Below are 18,806 nucleotides of genomic sequence, written 5' to 3' on the forward strand. Positions count from 1 at the left end.
GGTTAGTCAGCCATCTTGCGACGGTAGACCAGACGGAAGTCTGCCCGCTTTCGCGCGAGGTGATGTCGCAACCTCTATCCGAACCATTACAGCCCGGCGTTCGCTTTTTCCGTCCTCCCATACCTGCACAGTCAACAGCGTCCCTTACGGTTCGCCTGCCCACCAATGGCGGGCAACCATACAGGCTTACCGCGTTCCCGGCATGTCACACGACTGACGTAGGTTCCGCCTATTCCCCGGTGATCTAATGACGACGCAATCCGACCTTCTAACGGATTGTCCGACCACACACCATTTTGGTCAGTGCCGCGCAGCAGCTTAGGCACAGCATTATTAACGAGGTTTATCAGCAGTTCACGTACATTAACCGTATCAGCCAGCCTAGCTCCTCGACCCCGTTGCTGCTGGGAGTCTCCAAGCGTTAATTTCGCAACTACCGCTTGCCCGAAACGTCCGGGGGCTACATTGTCGGAGAAGCTTCACACCTCACCGTCGCCAGTGACGCATGTCCTCCTAGGCTACTGCTAGTCGCATAGCAGGTTCACTACCTCGCCAAGGTTCTGGCGAGTCGAACAATGACACACCGAGCTTGCGCTCGTGCTTGCAGCAATCCGCAACCCAAGGGCATGGGAATTACAAACAACAATCCGCTTTGTCAGCGGAGTTGAAGCCGCTGACGGGGCGGAACCTGACGGTAATCAGGTCAATGCAATTACGACCTTCGATACAAGTATCGACGGCCATCTACGGCAACGATTCCCAGCTAAACTGCACCGGTTATCGCTCTTGCTACACAGGGGTGACCACAAGGTGCCACCAATGGGACGGCTTACGCCGTCCAGTCGATGCGACTCGCGTCGCACAAAAAGTTATAATTTAGCGGATTTTGGCCGACTTCCGCAATGCACCAACCGCATCGGCAAGCCTTTTCGGCCGCTTCTGTGTTACTCGCTGTGCCACTCGCGTGTCCCGCTCGCGTCAAACCGCCCTGCTTCCGTTCTGCCAGGTCAGGCCGCCAACACGCATGATGTCTCACGACGACTTCGGAAAACGAATTTGAAATTACATCAGGATTCCAGCGGCGCCCTCAACACCGTCACCGGTTACGGCGCCGGCTATGTCGAAATCAATCTGGTGCGCCACGTCGGCAGCATTCTCCTGCTGCCGGAAGCCCCCGTCATCCCTTGGCCTGTCTCCTCGTTCGAAGACCTGAGCGCCGAGCACTTCGCCATGCTGGTGGACGCCGCGCCCGAAGTGGTCATATTCGGCAGCGGTGAGCGGCTGCGCTTCCCCCATCCGCGCCTGACGGCCGCGCTCACCGCCAAACGCATCGGCGTCGAAACGATGGACTTCAAGGCCGCCTGCCGCACCTACAACATTCTGATGGCCGAGGGCCGCAAGGTCGCGGCCGCGTTGCTGATCGAAGCCTAGTGGCGCCAAGCAGCGGGTGTTTGCCTGACGTGCCGGCACCGGCCGTCGGGCATGGCAGCCGCCGCGTGCGCATCGCCGGACCGGCCGCGCGCCCTGGCCGCGCCACGGCCGATAACGTACACTGCGCGCCATTGGCGCCATGCTGGCGATCGCCATTTTCAAATAACACTGCCTCGCTGCCCACGCGGCGTCGCCAAAAAGGTTGAAATTCATGAACGATACGCCGACGAGGCTACCGCTCAACCGCACCACGATCCTGCTGCTGGTGCTGGCCCTCGCCGTAATCTGGTTCGTGCCGCTCGGCTGGCGGCATCTGCTGCCGAGCGACGAAGGCCGCTACGCCGAAATGGCGCGCGAAATGTTCGTCACCGGCGACTGGATCACGCCGCGCTACAACGGCTACAAGTATTTTGAGAAGCCACCGCTGCAAACCTGGCTCAACGCGCTCACGTTCGCGTGGTTCGGCATCGGCGAATGGCAGGCGCGGCTCTACACCGCGCTGACGGGCTTTGCCGGCGTGCTGTTGATCGGCTTCACCGGGGCGCGCGTGTTCAATGCGGCGACCGGCGTGTTCGCGGCGATCGCGCTGGCCACGTCGCCGTACTGGAACCTGATGGGCCACTTCAACACGCTCGACATGGGCCTGTCGTTCTGGATGGAGCTGACGCTCTGCGCGCTGCTGCTGGCGCAGCGCCCCAACCTGCCGACGGCCAACGTACGGGCATGGATGTGGGTGTGCTGGGGGGCGATGGCGCTGGCGGTGCTGTCCAAGGGCCTCGTCGGCGTGATCCTGCCGGGTGCGGTGCTGGTGCTGTACACCCTCGTCGCACGCGACTGGGCCGTATGGAAGCGTCTGCATCTGATCGGCGGCCTGATCGTGTTCTTCGCGATCGTCACGCCGTGGTTCGTACTCGTGCAGCAGCGCAACCCGGAATTCCTGAACTTCTTCTTCATCGTTCAACAGTTCAAGCGCTATCTGACGCCTGAACAGAACCGCCCCGGGCCGTTCTACTATTTCGTGCCGGTGCTGCTGGTCGGCTTCCTGCCGTGGTTGTCGGTGACCTTCCAGAGCGTGCGCCATGCGTGGCGCTTGCCGCGCCAGCCGAACGGCTTCGCGCCGGTCACGCTGATGCTGGTATGGACCGCGTTCATCTTTCTGTTCTTCAGCGCTTCTCACTCCAAGCTGCTTTCGTACACGCTGCCGATCGCGCCGCCGATCGCCCTGCTTATCGGCATGTACCTGCCGCTCGTCACACGTGACCAGTTGCGCCGCCATCTGGCCGGCTATGCGTTGTTTCTCGTCGTGGCCGCGTTTGCCGCGATGTTCATGGGGCGCTTCGGCAACGCGCGCAACCCGACCGAGCTGTACGTCGAATACCGCACCTGGGTGCTGGCGGCGCTCGGCGTCGCCTTCGTGGTCACGCTGTTCGCGCTGTGGCTGAACCGCCGCAGCCGCGTCGGCACCCTTGGCGCCGTCGCGAGCTTTGGCGCGGCGTGGCTGCTGCTCGGCACGATCGCCGGCACGGGTCACGACGTGTTCGGTCGCCTGAGTTCCGGCGCGCCGCTCGCGCCCGCGATCAAGGCCGAAATCGCGAAGTTGCCGGCCGATACGCCGTTCTACTCGGTCGGCGTGCTCGACCATACGATGCCGTTCTACGCCGACCACACGATGATCATGGTCGAACATCCGGACGAACTGGCGTTCGGTATATCCGTCGAACCGCAGAAATGGGTGCCGACGGTCGATGCGTGGGTCGAGCGCTGGAAGGCCGATCGCTATGCGCTCGCGCTGATCCCGCCGTCGACTTACGACAGGCTGCTCAAAGAGGGGCTGCCGATGCAGGTGATCGCGCGCGACTCGCGCCGGGTGGTGGTGACGAAGCCCGTGGCGGCGCCCGACGCACCCGCGCCAGTGGAAAAACCACAACAATGACCCCATCTCAGGAACTGACCGTTCGATGAACCCGATTTCGCTCTTTTGTATCCTCGCAGGCGTCACGTTGAACGCCGGTGCGCAGTTGCTGCTCAAAGCCGGAACGAATGCCGTTGGACACTTCGAATTCACCCGTGCGAACATCCTGCCCATCGCCTTTCGCCTCGCGACCCAACCGCCGATCATTGGCGGGCTGGCCTGTTATGTGATCAGCGTGGGCGTATGGGTGATCGGACTCTCGCGGGTGGATGTGTCGATCGCCTATCCGATGTTGTCGCTCGGATACGTCGTCAACGCGTTCGCGGCGTGGTATCTATTCGGCGAAGTGATGTCGGTACAGAAGCTGGTGGGGATCGGTGTCATCCTGATCGGCGTGGTCGTCCTGGCGCGCAGCTAGGCGGCACGGCCCCGGCAGTGCTGTGCCGGGCACGATTTATTACCGTTTATTGCCGGCACTGATGCGCGCCGCGAAAATGCCGGCGGAAAAAGATGCGGAAAGCTGGGCACCGTCGCCGGATAAGTAAAACGTAAGCTTGGCCGCGGTAAGCTTGGCGGTTGCGCCCTTTTTTAGTCGTGGCCTTGGGTTTGCGCGTAGTTTGTGATCTACTTCGCGCCCTTCGGGTTGCGCCCCTTTCAATCGAGCGAAGCATTCATGAGCCAGTCAACAGTCCCGTTTTTGCCGTTTGTCAAACCTGAGATCGATGAAGAGACGATTCAGGGCGTCGCCGACGTGCTCCGCTCCGGTTGGATCACGACCGGCCCGCAGAACCAGAAGTTCGAAGCGGCGTTGTCGGAGTTCTGCGGCGGCCGTCCGGTGCGCACGTTCAATTCCGGCACCGCGACGCTCGAAATCGGCCTGCGTATCGCCGGCGTGGGCGAAGGCGACGAGGTCATCACCACACCCGCCTCGTGGGTCGCGACCAGCAATGTGGTCTACGAAGTCGGCGCGACGCCGGTGTTCGTCGACATCGATCCTGTCACCCGCAACATCGACCTCGATCTGCTGGAAAAGGCCATCACGCCGCGCACCAAGGCGATCATTCCGGTGTATCTGTCGGGCCTGCCGGTCGACATGGACCGACTGTATGAAATCGCCCGCGCCCACAAGCTGCGCGTGATCGAAGACGCCGCGCAGGCGTTCGGCTCGACGTGGAAAGGCGAGCGCATCGGCAAACTCGGCGATATGGTTTCGTTCAGCTTCCACGCGAACAAGAATCTGACCTCGATCGAAGGCGGCGCGTTGGTGCTGAACAACGAGGAAGAAGCGATCCTCGCGCAGAAGTACCGCCTGCAAGGCATCACTCGCACCGGCTTCGACGGCATGGACTGCGACGTGCTGGGCGGCAAATACAACCTGACGGACGTCGCCGCGCGCGTCGGCCTCGGCCAACTGCCGCATCTGGAGCGTTTCCTCGCACAGCGCAAAAAGCTCGTGCGCGCCTATTTCGCCGGGCTCGAAGGCGGCGCGGCGGTCAAGCTGGGCATCGGCCTGCCGTTTGCCGACTTCGAAAACAGCAACTGGCACATGTTCCAGATCACGCTGCCGCTCGAAAAGCTGTCGATCGACCGCGCGGGCTTCATGGGCCAGTTGAAGGAACGCGGCATCGGTTCGGGCGTGCACTACCCGGCGATTCACCTGTTCTCGCTGTACCGTGCGCGCGGCTTCAAGGAAGGCATGTTCCCGCATGCGGAGCGCTACGGCGCCACCACCGTCACGCTGCCGCTGTTCACGCTGATGAACGAGGGCGACGTGGAGCGGGTCTGCCGCGCGGTCAATGAAATTTGCGAACAATACGGAAAATAAGCGGAAATGATTTATTCGGAACATCGCGCCGTCGCACCGGAAGTGTCGATCATCATCCCGGTGTACAACGAGGAAGCCGGGCTGGCCGCGCTGTTCGCGCGCCTCTACCCGGCGCTCGACGCGCTCGGCACCGGCTATGAAGTGATCTTCATCAACGACGGCAGCCGCGACAAATCCGCCGCCCTGCTCGCCGAGCAGTTCCGCGCGCGGCCCGACACGACCCGCGTGATCCTGCTGAACGGCAACTACGGCCAGCATATGGCGATTCTGGCGGGCTTCGAGCAGTCGCGCGGCGAGATCGTGATTACGCTCGACGCCGACCTGCAGAATCCGCCGGAGGAAATCGCCAAGCTGGTCAACAAGATGCGCGAAGGCTACGACTACGTTGGCACGATCCGTCTGCAACGCCAGGACAGCTTGTGGCGCCGCAAGGCGTCGCGCGCGATGAACCGTCTGCGCGAGCGCATTACGCGCATCAAGATGACCGACCAGGGCTGCATGCTGCGCGCGTACAGCCGGCACATCATCGACACGATCAATCGCTGCGGTGAAATCAACACCTTCATTCCGGCGCTCGCGTACACCTTCGCGCAGAACCCGGTCGAGATCGAAGTCGCGCACGAAGAGCGTTTTGCCGGCGAATCGAAGTACTCGCTGTATTCGCTGATCCGTTTGAATTTCGACCTCGTCACCGGCTTCTCGGTGGTGCCGCTGCAATGGCTGTCGTTCATCGGCGTGATCCTGTCGCTCGGATCCGCGGCACTGTTCGTGCTGCTGCTGATTCGCCGCTTCATCATCGGCGCGGAAGTGCAAGGTGTGTTCACGCTGTTCGCTGTTATCTTCTTCCTGCTTGGCGTGATCATCTTCGCGTTGGGCCTGCTGGGTGAATACATCGGCCGGATTTATCAGCAGGTGCGCGCGCGTCCGCGTTATCTGGTGCAGACGATTCTCGAGCAGCGCGACGGCACCACCGTGACCGAAGCGCCGCGTCAGGCGGTCGTGCAGGCCGTGCAGGCCGCGCCGCTGATCGATCAGGGCCCGAATCCATGAAGCCGTGCGCCGTCGTATTCGCGTATCACAACGTCGGCGTGCGCTGCCTGCAGGTGCTGCTCGCGCGTGGCGTCGACGTGGCGCTGGTCGTCACGCATGAGGACAGTCCGACCGAAAACATCTGGTTCGGCAGCGTCGCCTCGGTTGCGGCCGAGCACGGCATTCCGGTCGTCACGCCGGCCGATCCGAAGAGCCCGGAACTGCGCGCCGCGGTCAGCGCCGCGCGTCCGGACTTCATCTTCTCGTTCTACTACCGCCACATGTTGCCGGTCGACCTGCTGGCGCTCGCCGCACGGGGCGCTTACAACATGCACGGCTCGCTTCTGCCGAAGTACCGCGGCCGCGTGCCGACCAACTGGGCGGTGATCCACGGCGAAACCGAAACCGGCGCGACGCTGCACGAAATGGCTGCCAAGCCCGACGCGGGCGCGATCATCGCGCAAACGCCGGTGCCGATCCTGCCCGACGACACCGCCGCGCAAGTGTTCGACAAAGTCACGGTGGCCGCAGAACAGACCCTGTGGCGCGTGCTGCCGGCCTTGCTGGCGGGCGAAGCGCCGCATCTGCCGAACGATCTGACGCACGGCAGCTACTACGGCGGGCGCAAGCCGGAAGACGGCCGGATCGATTGGACGCAACCCGCGCAACAGGTCTACAACCTGATCCGCGCGGTCGCGCCGCCCTATCCCGGCGCATTCACCGATATCGCAGGCCACCGCTTCATCGTCGCCCGCGCGCGTCTGGCTACGCCCGGCGCGCTTCGCTCGGATTTGCCCCCGGGCCTGCACGTAAGCGATAATGCCGTTTTTGCGATATGCGGCGACGGTCGCTCGATCGCCATCCACGAATTGCGGCACCAGCATGACGGCAACGAAACCGTTGTCACCGCGGCCGAATTCGCCCGGCTCATCCAAACTCCCCTCGAAACTCCCCGTTACTCATGAAAAAAGTCCTGATTCTGGGTGTGAACGGCTTTATCGGCCATCACCTGTCCAAACGCATTCTCGAAACGACCGATTGGGAAGTCTTCGGGATGGACATGCAGACCGAACGTCTGGGTGACCTGATCAACCATGAGCGGATGCACTTCTTCGAAGGCGACATCACGATCAACAAGGAGTGGGTCGAGTATCACGTCAAGAAGTGCGATGTGATCCTGCCGCTGGTCGCGATCGCCACGCCCGCCACGTACGTGAAGCAGCCGCTGCGCGTGTTCGAACTCGACTTCGAAGCGAACCTGCCGATCGTGCGTTCGGCCGTCAAGTACGGCAAGCACCTCGTGTTCCCGTCGACCTCCGAGGTCTACGGCATGTGCACGGACGAGCAGTTCGATCCGGAAGAGTCGCAACTGTCGTATGGCCCGATCAACAAGCCGCGCTGGATCTACGCGTGCTCCAAGCAGTTGATGGACCGCGTGATCTGGGGTTACGGCATGGAAGGCCTGAACTTCACGCTGTTCCGTCCGTTCAACTGGATCGGCCCGGGCCTCGATTCGATCTACACGCCGAAGGAAGGCAGCTCGCGCGTGGTCACGCAGTTCCTCGGCCATATCGTGCGCGGCGAGAACATCAGCCTCGTGGACGGCGGCGCACAAAAGCGCGCGTTCACGGATATCGACGACGGCATCGGCGCGCTGATGAAGATCATCGAAAACAAGGACGGCGTCGCCACGGGCAAGATCTACAACATCGGCAACCCGACCAACAACTTCTCGGTGCGCGAGCTCGCGCACAAGATGCTGACGCTGGCCGCCGAATTCCCGGAATACGCCGAGCTGGCCAAGAAGGTGCAACTGGTCGAAACGTCCTCGGGCGCGTACTACGGTGCGGGCTACCAGGACGTGCAGAACCGCGTGCCGAAGATCGACAACACGATGCAGGAACTCGGCTGGGCGCCGAAGTCGACCTTCGACGAAGCGCTGCGCAAGATTTTCGAAGCGTATCGCGGCCACGTCGCCGAAGCTCGCGCCCTCGTCGAACAACAATAAGGCCTGATCCTTGGCTCGTATCGTCCTGAAGATCGACGTCGACACGCTGCGCGGCACCCGCGAAGGCGTGCCGAATCTCGCGCGCATCTTCGACCGCTTCAAGGCGCGCGCCACTTTCCTCTTCAGCCTCGGGCCCGACCACACCGGTTGGGCGATGCGCCGCGTGTTGCGGCCGGGCTTTCTGAAGAAGGTGTCGCGTACCTCGGTGGTCGAGCATTACGGCATCAAGCAATTGATGTACGGCGTGCTGCTGCCGGGCCCGGATATCGGCGTGAAAACCGCCGCGGAAATGCGCGCGATTCACGAGGCCGGTTTCGAATGCGGCATCCATACCTGGGACCACGTGTACTGGCAGGACAACGTGCGTTCGCAAGATCAGGAGTGGACCGAGAAGCAGATGCAGAAGAGCTTCAACCGCTTCGTCGCGATCTTCGGCGCGCCGCCCGTCACGCACGGTGCGGCGGGCTGGCAGATGAACGGACATGCGTTCGAGCAGATCGACGCGTGGGGCATGCACTACGCGTCCGACGGGCGCGGCCACTCGCCGTATCTGCCGGTGGTCGACGGCCGGCAACTGTCGCACGTGCAGATGCCCACCACGCTGCCCACGCTCGACGAAGTGCTGGGTGTGGATGGGGTCGATGAGCACAACGTTGCCGCATGGATGTTGAAGCACACCGAAAACAATCCGCACGATCAGGTGTTCACGCTGCACGCGGAACTCGAAGGACAAAAGCTCGCACCGATTTTCGAGCAGTTGCTGGAAGGCTGGCGCGCGCAAGGCCACACCTTCGCGACCATGGGTGATTACTACGCCACGCTGGACCGCAGCACGCTGCCATCGTACCCTGTTACGTGGGGCGAAATTCCAGGCCGCTCCGGCGAGTTGATTGTCCAGCTCTGACTGGCCAATCCATAGCCCGTACTGACGACCCGACCGCCGCGCGAGCGACCACCACACGCGCCAGTCGCCCTCCCCGAAAGCCTCGATGCCAGGCCGACGCCGCAGCAGTTGCAAGTGCAAATGCTGCGGCGTCGGCCATAACAACCGGAGAACCTCGTGCCCATCGCAGTCGACCAACCCATCCCCGACTTTACCGCCCCCGCTACCGGTGGCGAGATCACGCTGTCCAAGCTGCGGGGCAAGAAGGTGGTGCTGTATTTCTACCCGAAGGACAACACGCCGGGCTGCACGACCGAAGGTCTGCAATTCCGCGATCTGTATCCGAAGTTCAGGAAAGCCGGCGCGGAAATTCTCGGCGTGTCACGCGACAGCCTGCGCTCCCATGACAATTTCAAGGCAAAGCTCGAACTGCCGTTTCCGTTGATCTCGGACCCGGAAGAAACCTTGTGTGCGCTCTTCGGCGTCATGAAATTGAAGAAAATGTATGGCAAAGAAGTGCGTGGGATCGAACGCTCCACGTTCCTGATCGACGCCGAAGGCGTGCTGCGCCAGGAGTGGCGCGGCGTGAAAGTGCCAGGGCATGTCGATGACATTCTGGAGGCTGTACAAGCGCTTTGAGGCGCGTTATATTGGGTTCCAATGAGTGCCTGTCCACCCCACACTTTTCGTCGCTGCGCCAGACTTGACGGCCGTTTTGTCGGCTCCGTCGAAGTCATGAGGCGCAACGCGATAACCGAAGGCGAGCCGCTTGTCCCGTACGCCGGGGCGGCGGCTTTTTTAATTGCGCGCGGCCGTGCGTTCACTCGGCCACGCGCTTCCGTTAAGGAGCCGATCGAAAACCAGGCGAACCGGCATCTCTAGACCGAATGCGCGCCTCCGGGCGCAAACTGCGTGCGCACTCACTGGCACCGGCAGAATGCGACAGGCGGCGCACGAAATGTGACCCGATTAATTCGAGGGAAACCATGCCTTTGCCTACCCCCCCCAGCAAGCTCGGCAATCTCCTGCCGCCTGACGAATACAAGGCCAAAGCCGCCACGCCGGCGCGCTCCGCCGCGAAGAAACAGGCAGTCGGAGGGGAATCAGCAGAGTCGGCCGATTACGGCCGCGCGAACGTCGCCACACCGATGGCGCACGCCGCCAATGCCGCGACCACGTTGCGGCCCGTACCGGCATCGTCGGCCTCCCCTGCTGCGTCTGCATCCGCCGAGCAAGCCGCACCGGCGCGCGACGCAGGCGCGCGCGGTCGCAAATCGAAGCAGACCGCCGCCTTGCTGCAACCGGTTCCCGCTACCCGTCCGCAAGCCGAACCAGCGGTCGTTCCTACGCCTGCGGCCAAATCGCAACCGGTCGTCGCGCGCGCGCCAAGCGCGAAAGACCCGGCCGCCAGCACGCCCGCAGCCGCAGCACCCAGCACGCGCGGCACCAGCAAGAAGCGCGGCGCAGCCGCAGACCCGCTCGAAATGCAGAAGCTTTTCGTGCTCGACACGAACGTGCTGATGCACGATCCAAGCTGCCTGTTCCGTTTCGAGGAACACGACGTCTATCTGCCGATGATGACGTTGGAAGAACTCGACAACCACAAGAAGGGCATGTCCGAAGTCGCGCGCAACGCGCGGCAGGTGAGCCGCACGCTGGACGCGTTGGTGGCGAACGCCGGCAACATCTCGGACGGCATTTCACTTGCGCGTCTCGGCAGCCGTGAGGCGTCCGGGCGCCTGTACTTCCAGACCAAGCTCAACGCCATCGAGCCGGTCGAAGGTCTGCCGGAAGGCAAGGCCGACAACCAGATTCTCGGCGTGGTGCGGGCGTTGCAGCGCGACCGGATGGATCGCCAGGTCGTGCTGGTGTCGAAAGACATCAACATGCGCATCAAGGCGCATGCACTCGGCCTGCCCGCGGAAGACTACTTCAACGACCAGGTACTCGAAGACAGCGATCTGCTGTACTCGGGCATCCGCGCGCTGCCCCAGGATTTCTGGACCAAGCACGCGAAGGGCATGGAAAGCTGGCAGGACACCAAAACCGGCACCACGTATTACCGCGTGACGGGTCCGCTGTGCGCTTCGATGCTGGTCAACGAGTTCGTCTATCTGGAGCCGCAGAACGGCGAGCCGACGTTTCATGCGCTGGTGCGCGAGCTGAACGGCAAGACGGCGCTGCTGCAAACCTTGCGCGACTACGGCCACCACAAGAACAACGTGTGGGGCATCACGGCGCGCAATCGCGAGCAGAACTTCGCGCTGAACCTGTTGATGAATCCGGAGATCGACTTCGTCACGCTGCTGGGTCAGGCTGGCACCGGCAAAACGCTGGTCGCGCTCGCGGCCGGTCTTGCACAGGTGCTCGACGACAAGCGCTACAACGAGATCATCGTGACGCGCGCCACGGTGCCGGTCGGTGAAGACATCGGCTTTCTGCCGGGTACGGAAGAGGAAAAAATGCAGCCGTGGATGGGTGCATTCGACGACAACCTCGAAGTCCTGCAGAAAACCGACGACGCCGCCGGCGAATGGGGCCGCGCCGCGACTCAGGAACTGATCCGCTCGCGCCTGAAGGTCAAGAGCATGAACTTCATGCGCGGCCGTACGTTCGTGGACAAGTATCTGATCATCGACGAGGCGCAAAACCTGACGCCGAAGCAGATGAAGACGCTGGTCACGCGCGCGGGTCCAGGCACGAAGATCATCTGTCTCGGCAATATCGCGCAGATCGATACGCCTTACCTGACGGAAGGCAGTTCGGGCCTGACGTACGTGGTCGACCGCTTCAAAGGCTGGGCGCACAGCGGGCATGTGACGCTGGCGCGTGGCGAGCGCTCGCGCCTGGCGGATTACGCGTCGGAGATTCTTTAAGTTTCAATGCTTTAGCTTCGGCTAGAAGCCGCGTCCGGGTCAGCCCGGACGTGGCTTTTTTATTGGGCACACGTTCCCGCTGGGCAACACTTAGCGCACAAACTTCAAGTGAGTTATCAAGAATTCTTGCCTGAGCCAGGTTCGACGGGCTACCATCCCGAAATCGTCCGCCATTAAACGAGCGTTTACCGCTCCCTTCGTCTTCATGCGCCGACTCGCCTTTTCGCTGCTGACCGTTTTGCTGCTCGCCGCTTGCGCCGGCGCGCCGCAAAACACGTCGCGCGGGCCGGGTTCATCGGTCGTGGTCACGAACGGCGCCTATCATGCGCCGCCGCCGGGTTTCCCGAATTTCGTCGACCACAGCATCGGTCGCGAGGAAATCTCAATCCAGGCGATGAGTCTGGTCGGCATTCCATACCGCTGGGGTGGGAATACGCCCGATAGCGGCTTCGATTGCAGTGGATTGGTTCGCTATGTGGTGTCACGCGCTGCATCCGTGAATCTGCCGCGGACTACCGCGGATATGAGCGGCCGCGGCGAATCGATCGAACCGGATGAAATTGCGCCGGGCGATCTGATTTTCTTCAACACCACCGGACGCGCGCATTCGCATGTCGGCATTTATGTGGGCAAGCTGCGCTTTGTTAACGCGCCGTCGACGGGCGGCACCGTGCGGCTCGACTACCTGACCAATCCGTATTGGGCCAAGCGCTTCGACGGTATTCGTCGGGTGGCGGCTCCGGCTGCGACACCGGCACCGTTCGATACGCCCAGCTATCAGGCGACGGCGCCTCAACCCGAGCGTGTCGCGCCGGTGGCTCAGGCTCAGTCGGCACCGGCTTATGCGGGTGCCGCGGTGACAGCGCAAGCTTCGGGCTATGCCGCGAACCCTGTGACGCCACAGCAAACGGCGCGTGTCGCGGCGACCACTCGTCCGCCGTTGACCGCAACCGGCCAACCTACGGTAGCCGCGACTGCGGCACCGCAAGCTGATCCGTTCGAGCCCCCACCGCCTGGTATGAGCGCCGCGCAGATGCAAGCGCGCGCGGCAGGTGCGGTGTCTCCGGGGTCCGTGCCGACCGCTCAGGCGAGTACGTATGACGCTGTTGCCGGCTCGGCGAATCAGCAGACAGCGGCTGCGCGTGCTGAACCGCCAGCGGTTACGGCTCGCGCGCCTGATCCGATCGACGCGGCTGCCGATGCGTTCGAGCCGCCGCCACCCGCTTCCGTCGCCGTGCGCCAGGCCCAACAAGCTCGTCAAGCCGAGGGGAACGCGGGCGTGCAGATCATGCGCGCCTCGACCGCATCGCGTGGCATCCCTGCCCCCACGCAAACCACCGACGATCCAATCGCGCGCTTTGCCAACGGCAGTTTCTAACGGCTCAGACCGTGGCTCATTGCTCGTAGCGACGGCCGTGCCGCTCGAATTCAGTCTCCCGGTAGCGCCCACACTCAGCACCTGGAACCTGCCCATCCCCGCTGCGCTGCCGATCTGCTATCGTCATCGATATTCTTCCGACAGCGGGTGATAACGATGGATCTCGGGCTGAATGACAAGGTGGTATTAATCACGGGCGGCAGCAAAGGGATCGGGTTCGCCTGCGCCCGGGCGTTCGCCCTCGAGGGCGCAAAGGTCGCGATCGTTTCGCGCGACCCCGCCAATCTCGCGCGCGCTTACGAACAGTTGAAGCAGGAGGGTCTGCACGTGCATCGCACTCGCGCCGACCTGCACGAACCGCACAGTGCTGCGGACATCGTCGAGGAAGTCAGCACCGCCGTCGGCCCCATCGACGTGTTGATCAACAGCGCCGGCGCAGCCCGCCGCTATGACCCGGAAACGCTGGACGCCGACGCGTTCCGCGCCACCATGGAAGCCAAATATTTCCCCTACATCTACCCGCAGCAGGAAGTGCTGCGGCGCATGGCCGAGCGCGTCAAGGCCGGCGACGGCGCCGCACCCGGCACGATCGTCAACATCATCGGCATGGGCGGCAAAATCGCTAGCGATATCCATATCGCCGGTGGTGCCGCCAATGCCGCGCTGATGCTCGCCACCGTCGGCCTCGCCCACTACTACGCGCGCTACGGCATCCGCATCAACGCAATCAATCCGGGGGCGACGCTGACCGAGCGCGTCGAGGAAGCAGTCAAGCTGGAAGCGTCGCGGCAAGGCATCGAAAACGCGGACGCACTGGCGCGCGGGCAGGCCAAGGTGCCGCTCGGACGCTATGCAAAACCGGAGGAAATCGCTGACGTCGCGCTGTTTCTGGCGAGCCGCCGCGCGAGCTATGTGACGGGCGCAATCGTCCCGATGGATGGAGGCAGCACGCCGCTGATTTGAGTGGCGCGCTTTATTTGCAGCTTTTAGGGGTGTGCGGCCCGGTGCTTTTGGCTCCGGGCTCCATGGCAGAGCATTGTGCGGACTGCCTTCGCCGTCCGCACTTGCCGTTTACAGGAAGCGGTGGCCGAGCCACCAGGCAGCCGCGGAGAGCGCTGCGGAGGCCGGAATCGTCAGAATCCACGCCCAGACGATGTTGCCCGCTACCCCCCAACGCACCGCACTCAACTTCTGCGTCGCGCCGACACCGACGATCGCGCCGGTAATCGTATGCGTGGTGGACACTGGAATGCCGAGCCACGACGCGGTGAACAGCGTGATCGCCCCGCCCGTCTCGGCGCAAAAACCGCCTACCGGCTTCAGCTTGGTGATCTTCTGGCCCATCGTGCGGACAATCCGCCAACCGCCGAACAACGTGCCGATACCCATCGACAGATAGCAGCCACCGATCACCCACAGCGGCGGTGCGTCCGCGATCGACGAGGCATAGCCGGTCGCGATCAGCAGCATCCAGATGATGCCGATGGTCTTCTGCGCATCGTTACCGCCGTGGCCGAGGCTATACAAACCTGCGGAGACAAGTTGCAGACGCCGGAAACGCCGGTCGACCTTGCTCGGTGGCGTGCGGAAATAGATCCACGAGACCGCCAGCATGAAGAACGAGCCGAGTACGAAACCGAGCAGCGGCGAGATGAAAATGAAGGTAACCGTCTTCATCAACCCGTCGAAATTGAGTGAACCCCAGCCCGACTTGGCAAGCGCCGCGCCCACCAGCCCACCGATCAGCGCATGCGACGAGCTGGACGGAATACCGTAATGCCACGTGATGATGTTCCAGCCGATCGCGCCGACCAGCGCGCCAAAAATGACGTAGTGGTCAACGATATTCGGATCGATCGTGCCTTTGCCGACCGTTTGCGCCACTTTCAGGTGGAACACAAAATACGCGATAACGTTGAATGCCGCCGCAAAGGCCACGGCCTGCTGGGGTTTCAGCACGCCGGTCGACACGACCGTGGCGATCGAATTCGCCGCGTCGTGGAAACCGTTCATGAAGTCGAAAATCAGCGCGACGGCAACCAGGCCGGCGACGACCCAGATAGCGAGTTGTATCGATTGCATTATGCGTTTTCCAGCACGATGCCTTCGATGATGTTCGCCACGTCCTCACACTTGTCGGTGATCGTTTCGAGCAGTTCGTAAATGGCCTTCAGCTTGATCAGCGTCTTGACGTTGTCTTCTTCGCGGAAAAGCTTCGACATCGCCGAGCGCAGCACGCGGTCGGCTTCCGATTCCAGACGGTCGATGTCCTCGCACGCCTTCAGGATCTGGCTCGCCTGCTTCATGTCCGACAGCAGGCTGACGGCGAACTGCACACGCTCGGAGGTGGCCGTGCAGATATGCGCCAACTGGCTCGCTTCGGAGGTCACCGCCTGCACGTCGTACAGCGAGATAGCGGTAGCGACGTCCTCCATCAGATCGAGGATGTCGTCCATCGTGGTGATCAGCTTGTGGATCTCGTCGCGGTCGAGCGGCGTGATGAAGGTCTTGTGCAGCAGGTCGATGGCTTCGTGGGTGAGCTTGTCAGCGGCCTTTTCGGCCTTCTGCACGTTTTGCTTGTGGGTCTCGGCGTCCTGCAGGTTGTCGATCAGCAGCTCGAGTTCGCGGCTTGCAGAGACGATGCACGTTGCGTGCGCATTGAAAATTTCAAAGAACTTGCCCTCGGTGGGCATGAAACGACCGAACATTGGGATCCCGAAAATTGGTCACATTATGGCTGACATAAAACCGCCACATTGTACCGTTCCGGGATCGATGCCGCACTTTTGAAAGCACCGTTACAACAGGCGCTTCACTTATCTCTTCACTTATCTCTTCACTCGCTGTAGAAATTCTGCGCGCCGGCAAAATTGTCGAACTTCGTGAATTGACCGTGGAACGTGAGCCGAACAGGACCGATCGGACCATTCCGCTGTTTACCGATGATAATCTCCGCCGTACCCTTGTCCGGGCTGTCCGGGTTGTACACCTCATCGCGGTAAATGAACAGAATGACGTCCGCATCCTGTTCGATAGCGCCGGATTCGCGCAAGTCGGACATGATCGGCCGCTTGTTCGGGCGCTGCTCGAGACCCCGGTTGAGCTGCGACAACGCGATCACGGGTACGTCGAGTTCTTTGGCGAGACTCTTCAGCGAACGCGAGATTTCCGAGATTTCGGTCGCACGGTTTTCACCCGACGACGAACCGCTCATCAGTTGCAAATAGTCGATGATGATCAGGCCGAGCTTGCCGCACTGGCGTGACAGCCGACGCGCGCGGGAGCGCAGTTCCATCGGGTTCAGGCCGCCGGTTTCGTCGATGAAAATCTGCGCCTCGCTCATTTTCTGCACCGCGTGCGTGAGCTTCGGCCAATCCTCGTCAGTCAGACGCCCGGTCCGCATGCGGTGCTGGTCGAGCCGGCCGACCGAGCCCAGCATACGCATGGTGAGCTGCGAACCCGGCATTTCCATGGAGAACACGGCGACCGGCAGGCCATACTCGACCGCCACATACTCGCCGACGTTCATCGAAAACGCCGTCTTACCCATCGACGGGCGCCCTGCCACGATGATCAACTCACCGCCGTGCATGCCGGAAGTCATGCGATCCAGATCGACAAAGCCAGTCGGCGTGCCCGTCACATCGCTCGGATTCGCGGTGTGATACAGCGTGTCGATCCGCTCGACCACCTCGGTCAGGAGCGGCCCGATCTCCAGGAAGCCCTGCGTGCCGCGCGCGCCGTCTTCAGCGATCGAAAACACCTTCGATTCAGCCTCGTCCAGCAACTGGCGAACTTCCTTACCCTGCGGGTTGAACGCGTCGGCGGAAATCTCGTCGGCCACGGACACGAGGCGGCGCAGTACCGCACGATCGCGCACGATTTCCGCGTAGCGGCGGATATTGGCCGCGCTCGGCGTGTTCTGCGCCAGCGCGTTCAGGTACGCCAGACCGCCGACCTCTTCCGCCTTGCCCGAGGTGCCGAGCGCCTCGTACACGGTAATCACGTCGGCCGGACGCGTCGCCGCGATCAGCTTGCCGATGTGCTCGAAAATGATGCGGTGGTCGTATCGGTAAAAATCGCTCTGCGACAGGAAGTCGGCGATGCGGTCCCATGCCGCGTTGTCGAGCAGCAGGCCGCCCAGCACCGACTGCTCGGCTTCGATCGAATGCGGCGGGACTTTCAGCGACTCGATTTGGGGATCTTTGGACGGTGCGTTCATGGAGAGGAATTATCGGGGTAAATGCGCGCGGAAGGAAATCAAAAACCGATACTTCGGTGCATCGAAAACGGGCAATAAAAAAGGCAGGGGCCGGTCACCCGGCCCCTGCCTTTTGCCAGCAACAACCTGGCAGATGCTAACTGATGCTTAGACGTGTTCGCCGATCACAGCCACGTTGACATCGACGAGAACGTCGGTGTGCAGCGAGATCTGAACAGCGTGGTCGCCAACCAGCTTCAGCGGGCCTTCCGGCAGACGCACTTGCGCCTTTTCCACTGCGAAGCCTTGCTTAACCAGTGCGTCAGCGATGTCCGCGTTCGTCACCGAACCGAACAGACGGCCGTCGACACCAGCTTTCTGATTGATCTGAACCGTCGAGCCTGCCAGCTTTTCGCCTTGAGCTTGAGCGGCAGCCAGCTTTTCAGCGGCGATCTTTTCCAGTTCTGCGCGGCGAACTTCGAATTCAGCCAGGGCTTCCTTCGTTGCACGGCGAGCTTGCTTGTTCGGGATCAGGAAGTTACGTGCGTAACCGTCCTTGACCTTCACGATATCGCCCAGGTTGCCCAGATTGACGACTTTTTCCAGAAGAATAATTTGCATTCGGATACTCCTTATCGCGTCGTCGGGTTAGGCCTTGTGCTGGTCGGTGTACGGCACCAGCGCGAGGAAACGTGCGCGCTTGATTGCCGTATCCAGCTGGCGTTGATAGTGCGACTTCGTACCCGTGAGACGCGCCGGCGTGATCTTGCCGTTTTCGCCGATGAAGTCCTTCAGCGTTTCGAGGTCTTTGTAGTCGATGTGATCGACGCCAGCGGCCGTGAAACGGCAGAACTTCTTGCGCTTGAAGAGCGGATTTTGTTGCTGACGACGCTTGTCGAATTTCTTACCAGTCGGGCGGGGCATGTTCAGTCCTTTCCAATGTCCTGCAATTCTGTGATGTGAAATACCAGAGTTCTTGCGTTGCGGTGCTTTTTCGCCAGAAAGCCTGTGAAGAGCGTTTCTACGCCCATCTGACAGCCTTCCAGCTTACCGCTCGCCTCGCCTGCGGCTACCGCCTGCATGGTCAGTTCGACTTGCCGGGCAATGCCGGCTTCGACGACTTCCGTGCGGTGGTGCAACGTGCAGCCTGCAATCGGAACGCCGGCGGGGGTATACCGCACCGGTTCGCGTTCAACGACGCTGGCCGTAAGTTGCAGCCGATTCATGTAGCCTTTGGCGAGAGCGACGCTTTCGTCTGGTAGC

General features: G+C 62.0%; 18 protein-coding genes. 12 read left to right on the forward strand and 6 right to left on the reverse strand.

All coding sequences use genetic code 11. The features are described from left to right. Nucleotides 1-1,056: 1,056 nt before the first annotated feature. From M0D64_RS41475 to M0D64_RS41530, 12 genes are all read left to right on the forward strand, one after another. Entirely contained in the window at nt 1,057-1,431 is a 375-nt protein-coding gene (locus M0D64_RS41475; protein ID WP_154564788.1) for an Mth938-like domain-containing protein, read from the forward strand. Between the two features lie 211 nt (nt 1,432-1,642). Continuing rightward, nucleotides 1,643-3,364: a glycosyltransferase family 39 protein gene (locus M0D64_RS41480; protein WP_266261907.1), complete on the forward strand. Its 1,722-nt coding sequence runs from the start codon at nt 1,643-1,645 to the stop codon at nt 3,362-3,364. A gap of 25 nt (nt 3,365-3,389) precedes the next feature. Then, nucleotides 3,390-3,761, forward strand: coding sequence for an SMR family transporter (locus tag M0D64_RS41485; RefSeq protein ID WP_054034531.1), 372 nt, complete (start codon nt 3,390-3,392; stop codon nt 3,759-3,761). Between the two features lie 255 nt (nt 3,762-4,016). Next, entirely contained in the window at nt 4,017-5,168 is a 1,152-nt protein-coding gene (locus M0D64_RS41490; RefSeq protein WP_266261908.1) for a DegT/DnrJ/EryC1/StrS aminotransferase family protein, read from the forward strand. Between the two features lie 6 nt (nt 5,169-5,174). Continuing rightward, nucleotides 5,175-6,218, forward strand: a complete 1,044-nt coding sequence (locus tag M0D64_RS41495) for a glycosyltransferase (protein ID WP_154564794.1) — start codon at nt 5,175-5,177, stop codon at nt 6,216-6,218. Next, the gene (locus tag M0D64_RS41500) at nt 6,215-7,162 is read left to right on the forward strand and encodes a formyltransferase (protein WP_266261909.1); all 948 of its coding nucleotides are present in this window, start codon (nt 6,215-6,217) and stop codon (nt 7,160-7,162) included. Before M0D64_RS41495 ends, M0D64_RS41500 begins: the two co-directional genes overlap by 4 nt. Beyond that, nucleotides 7,159-8,205 carry a bifunctional UDP-4-keto-pentose/UDP-xylose synthase gene (locus M0D64_RS41505; RefSeq protein WP_154564798.1) on the forward strand — a complete coding sequence of 349 codons (1,047 nt, stop codon included), beginning with the start codon at nt 7,159-7,161 and terminating at the stop codon, nt 8,203-8,205. Before M0D64_RS41500 ends, M0D64_RS41505 begins: the two co-directional genes overlap by 4 nt. Nucleotides 8,206-8,215: 10 nt before the next feature. After that, nucleotides 8,216-9,109: a polysaccharide deacetylase family protein gene (locus tag M0D64_RS41510; protein ID WP_154564800.1), complete on the forward strand. Its 894-nt coding sequence runs from the start codon at nt 8,216-8,218 to the stop codon at nt 9,107-9,109. Nucleotides 9,110-9,265: 156 nt separating this feature from the next. Next, nucleotides 9,266-9,727 carry a peroxiredoxin gene (locus tag M0D64_RS41515; protein ID WP_168435879.1) on the forward strand — a complete coding sequence of 154 codons (462 nt, stop codon included), beginning with the start codon at nt 9,266-9,268 and terminating at the stop codon, nt 9,725-9,727. Nucleotides 9,728-10,074: 347 nt separating this feature from the next. Beyond that, nucleotides 10,075-11,964, forward strand: a complete 1,890-nt coding sequence (locus M0D64_RS41520) for a PhoH family protein (RefSeq protein ID WP_266261910.1) — start codon at nt 10,075-10,077, stop codon at nt 11,962-11,964. Between the two features lie 205 nt (nt 11,965-12,169). Beyond that, nucleotides 12,170-13,342 (forward strand): NlpC/P60 family protein, encoded by a 1,173-nt coding sequence (locus M0D64_RS41525; RefSeq protein WP_266261911.1) that lies wholly within the window; start codon nt 12,170-12,172, stop codon nt 13,340-13,342. A gap of 156 nt (nt 13,343-13,498) precedes the next feature. Then, a complete protein-coding gene (locus M0D64_RS41530) occupies nt 13,499-14,305 on the forward strand; it encodes an SDR family oxidoreductase (RefSeq protein ID WP_154564806.1) in 807 nt (268 codons plus the stop codon). 108 nt (nt 14,306-14,413) lie between these two features. Here M0D64_RS41530 and M0D64_RS41535 read toward each other — a convergent pair whose 3' ends face one another. The 6 genes from M0D64_RS41535 to priB all read right to left on the reverse strand — a co-directional run bounded on the left by M0D64_RS41535 (nt 14,414) and on the right by priB (nt 18,769). After that, complete coding sequence (locus M0D64_RS41535) at nt 14,414-15,424, reverse strand: inorganic phosphate transporter (RefSeq protein WP_154564808.1); 1,011 nt, start codon at nt 15,422-15,424, stop codon at nt 14,414-14,416. After that, a complete protein-coding gene (locus tag M0D64_RS41540; RefSeq protein WP_028196679.1) occupies nt 15,424-16,050 on the reverse strand; it encodes a DUF47 domain-containing protein in 627 nt (208 codons plus the stop codon). The genes M0D64_RS41535 and M0D64_RS41540 overlap by 1 nt, the downstream gene beginning before the upstream one ends. A 128-nt stretch (nt 16,051-16,178) precedes the next feature. Continuing rightward, nucleotides 16,179-17,564, reverse strand: coding sequence for a replicative DNA helicase (locus M0D64_RS41545; RefSeq protein WP_063495982.1), 1,386 nt, complete (start codon nt 17,562-17,564; stop codon nt 16,179-16,181). Nucleotides 17,565-17,711: 147 nt separating this feature from the next. Continuing rightward, entirely contained in the window at nt 17,712-18,164 is a 453-nt protein-coding gene (rplI, locus tag M0D64_RS41550) for a 50S ribosomal protein L9 (protein ID WP_054034563.1), read from the reverse strand. Between the two features lie 27 nt (nt 18,165-18,191). Beyond that, a complete protein-coding gene (gene rpsR / locus M0D64_RS41555; RefSeq protein WP_007182109.1) occupies nt 18,192-18,467 on the reverse strand; it encodes a 30S ribosomal protein S18 in 276 nt (91 codons plus the stop codon). A 2-nt stretch (nt 18,468-18,469) separates the two neighbouring features. Next, nucleotides 18,470-18,769, reverse strand: a complete 300-nt coding sequence (priB, locus tag M0D64_RS41560; protein ID WP_028196682.1) for a primosomal replication protein N — start codon at nt 18,767-18,769, stop codon at nt 18,470-18,472. Nucleotides 18,770-18,806 lie beyond the last annotated feature (37 nt).

The organism is Paraburkholderia sp. WS6 (genome assembly GCF_030464835.1).
Lineage (GTDB): Bacteria > Pseudomonadota > Gammaproteobacteria > Burkholderiales > Burkholderiaceae > Paraburkholderia > Paraburkholderia madseniana.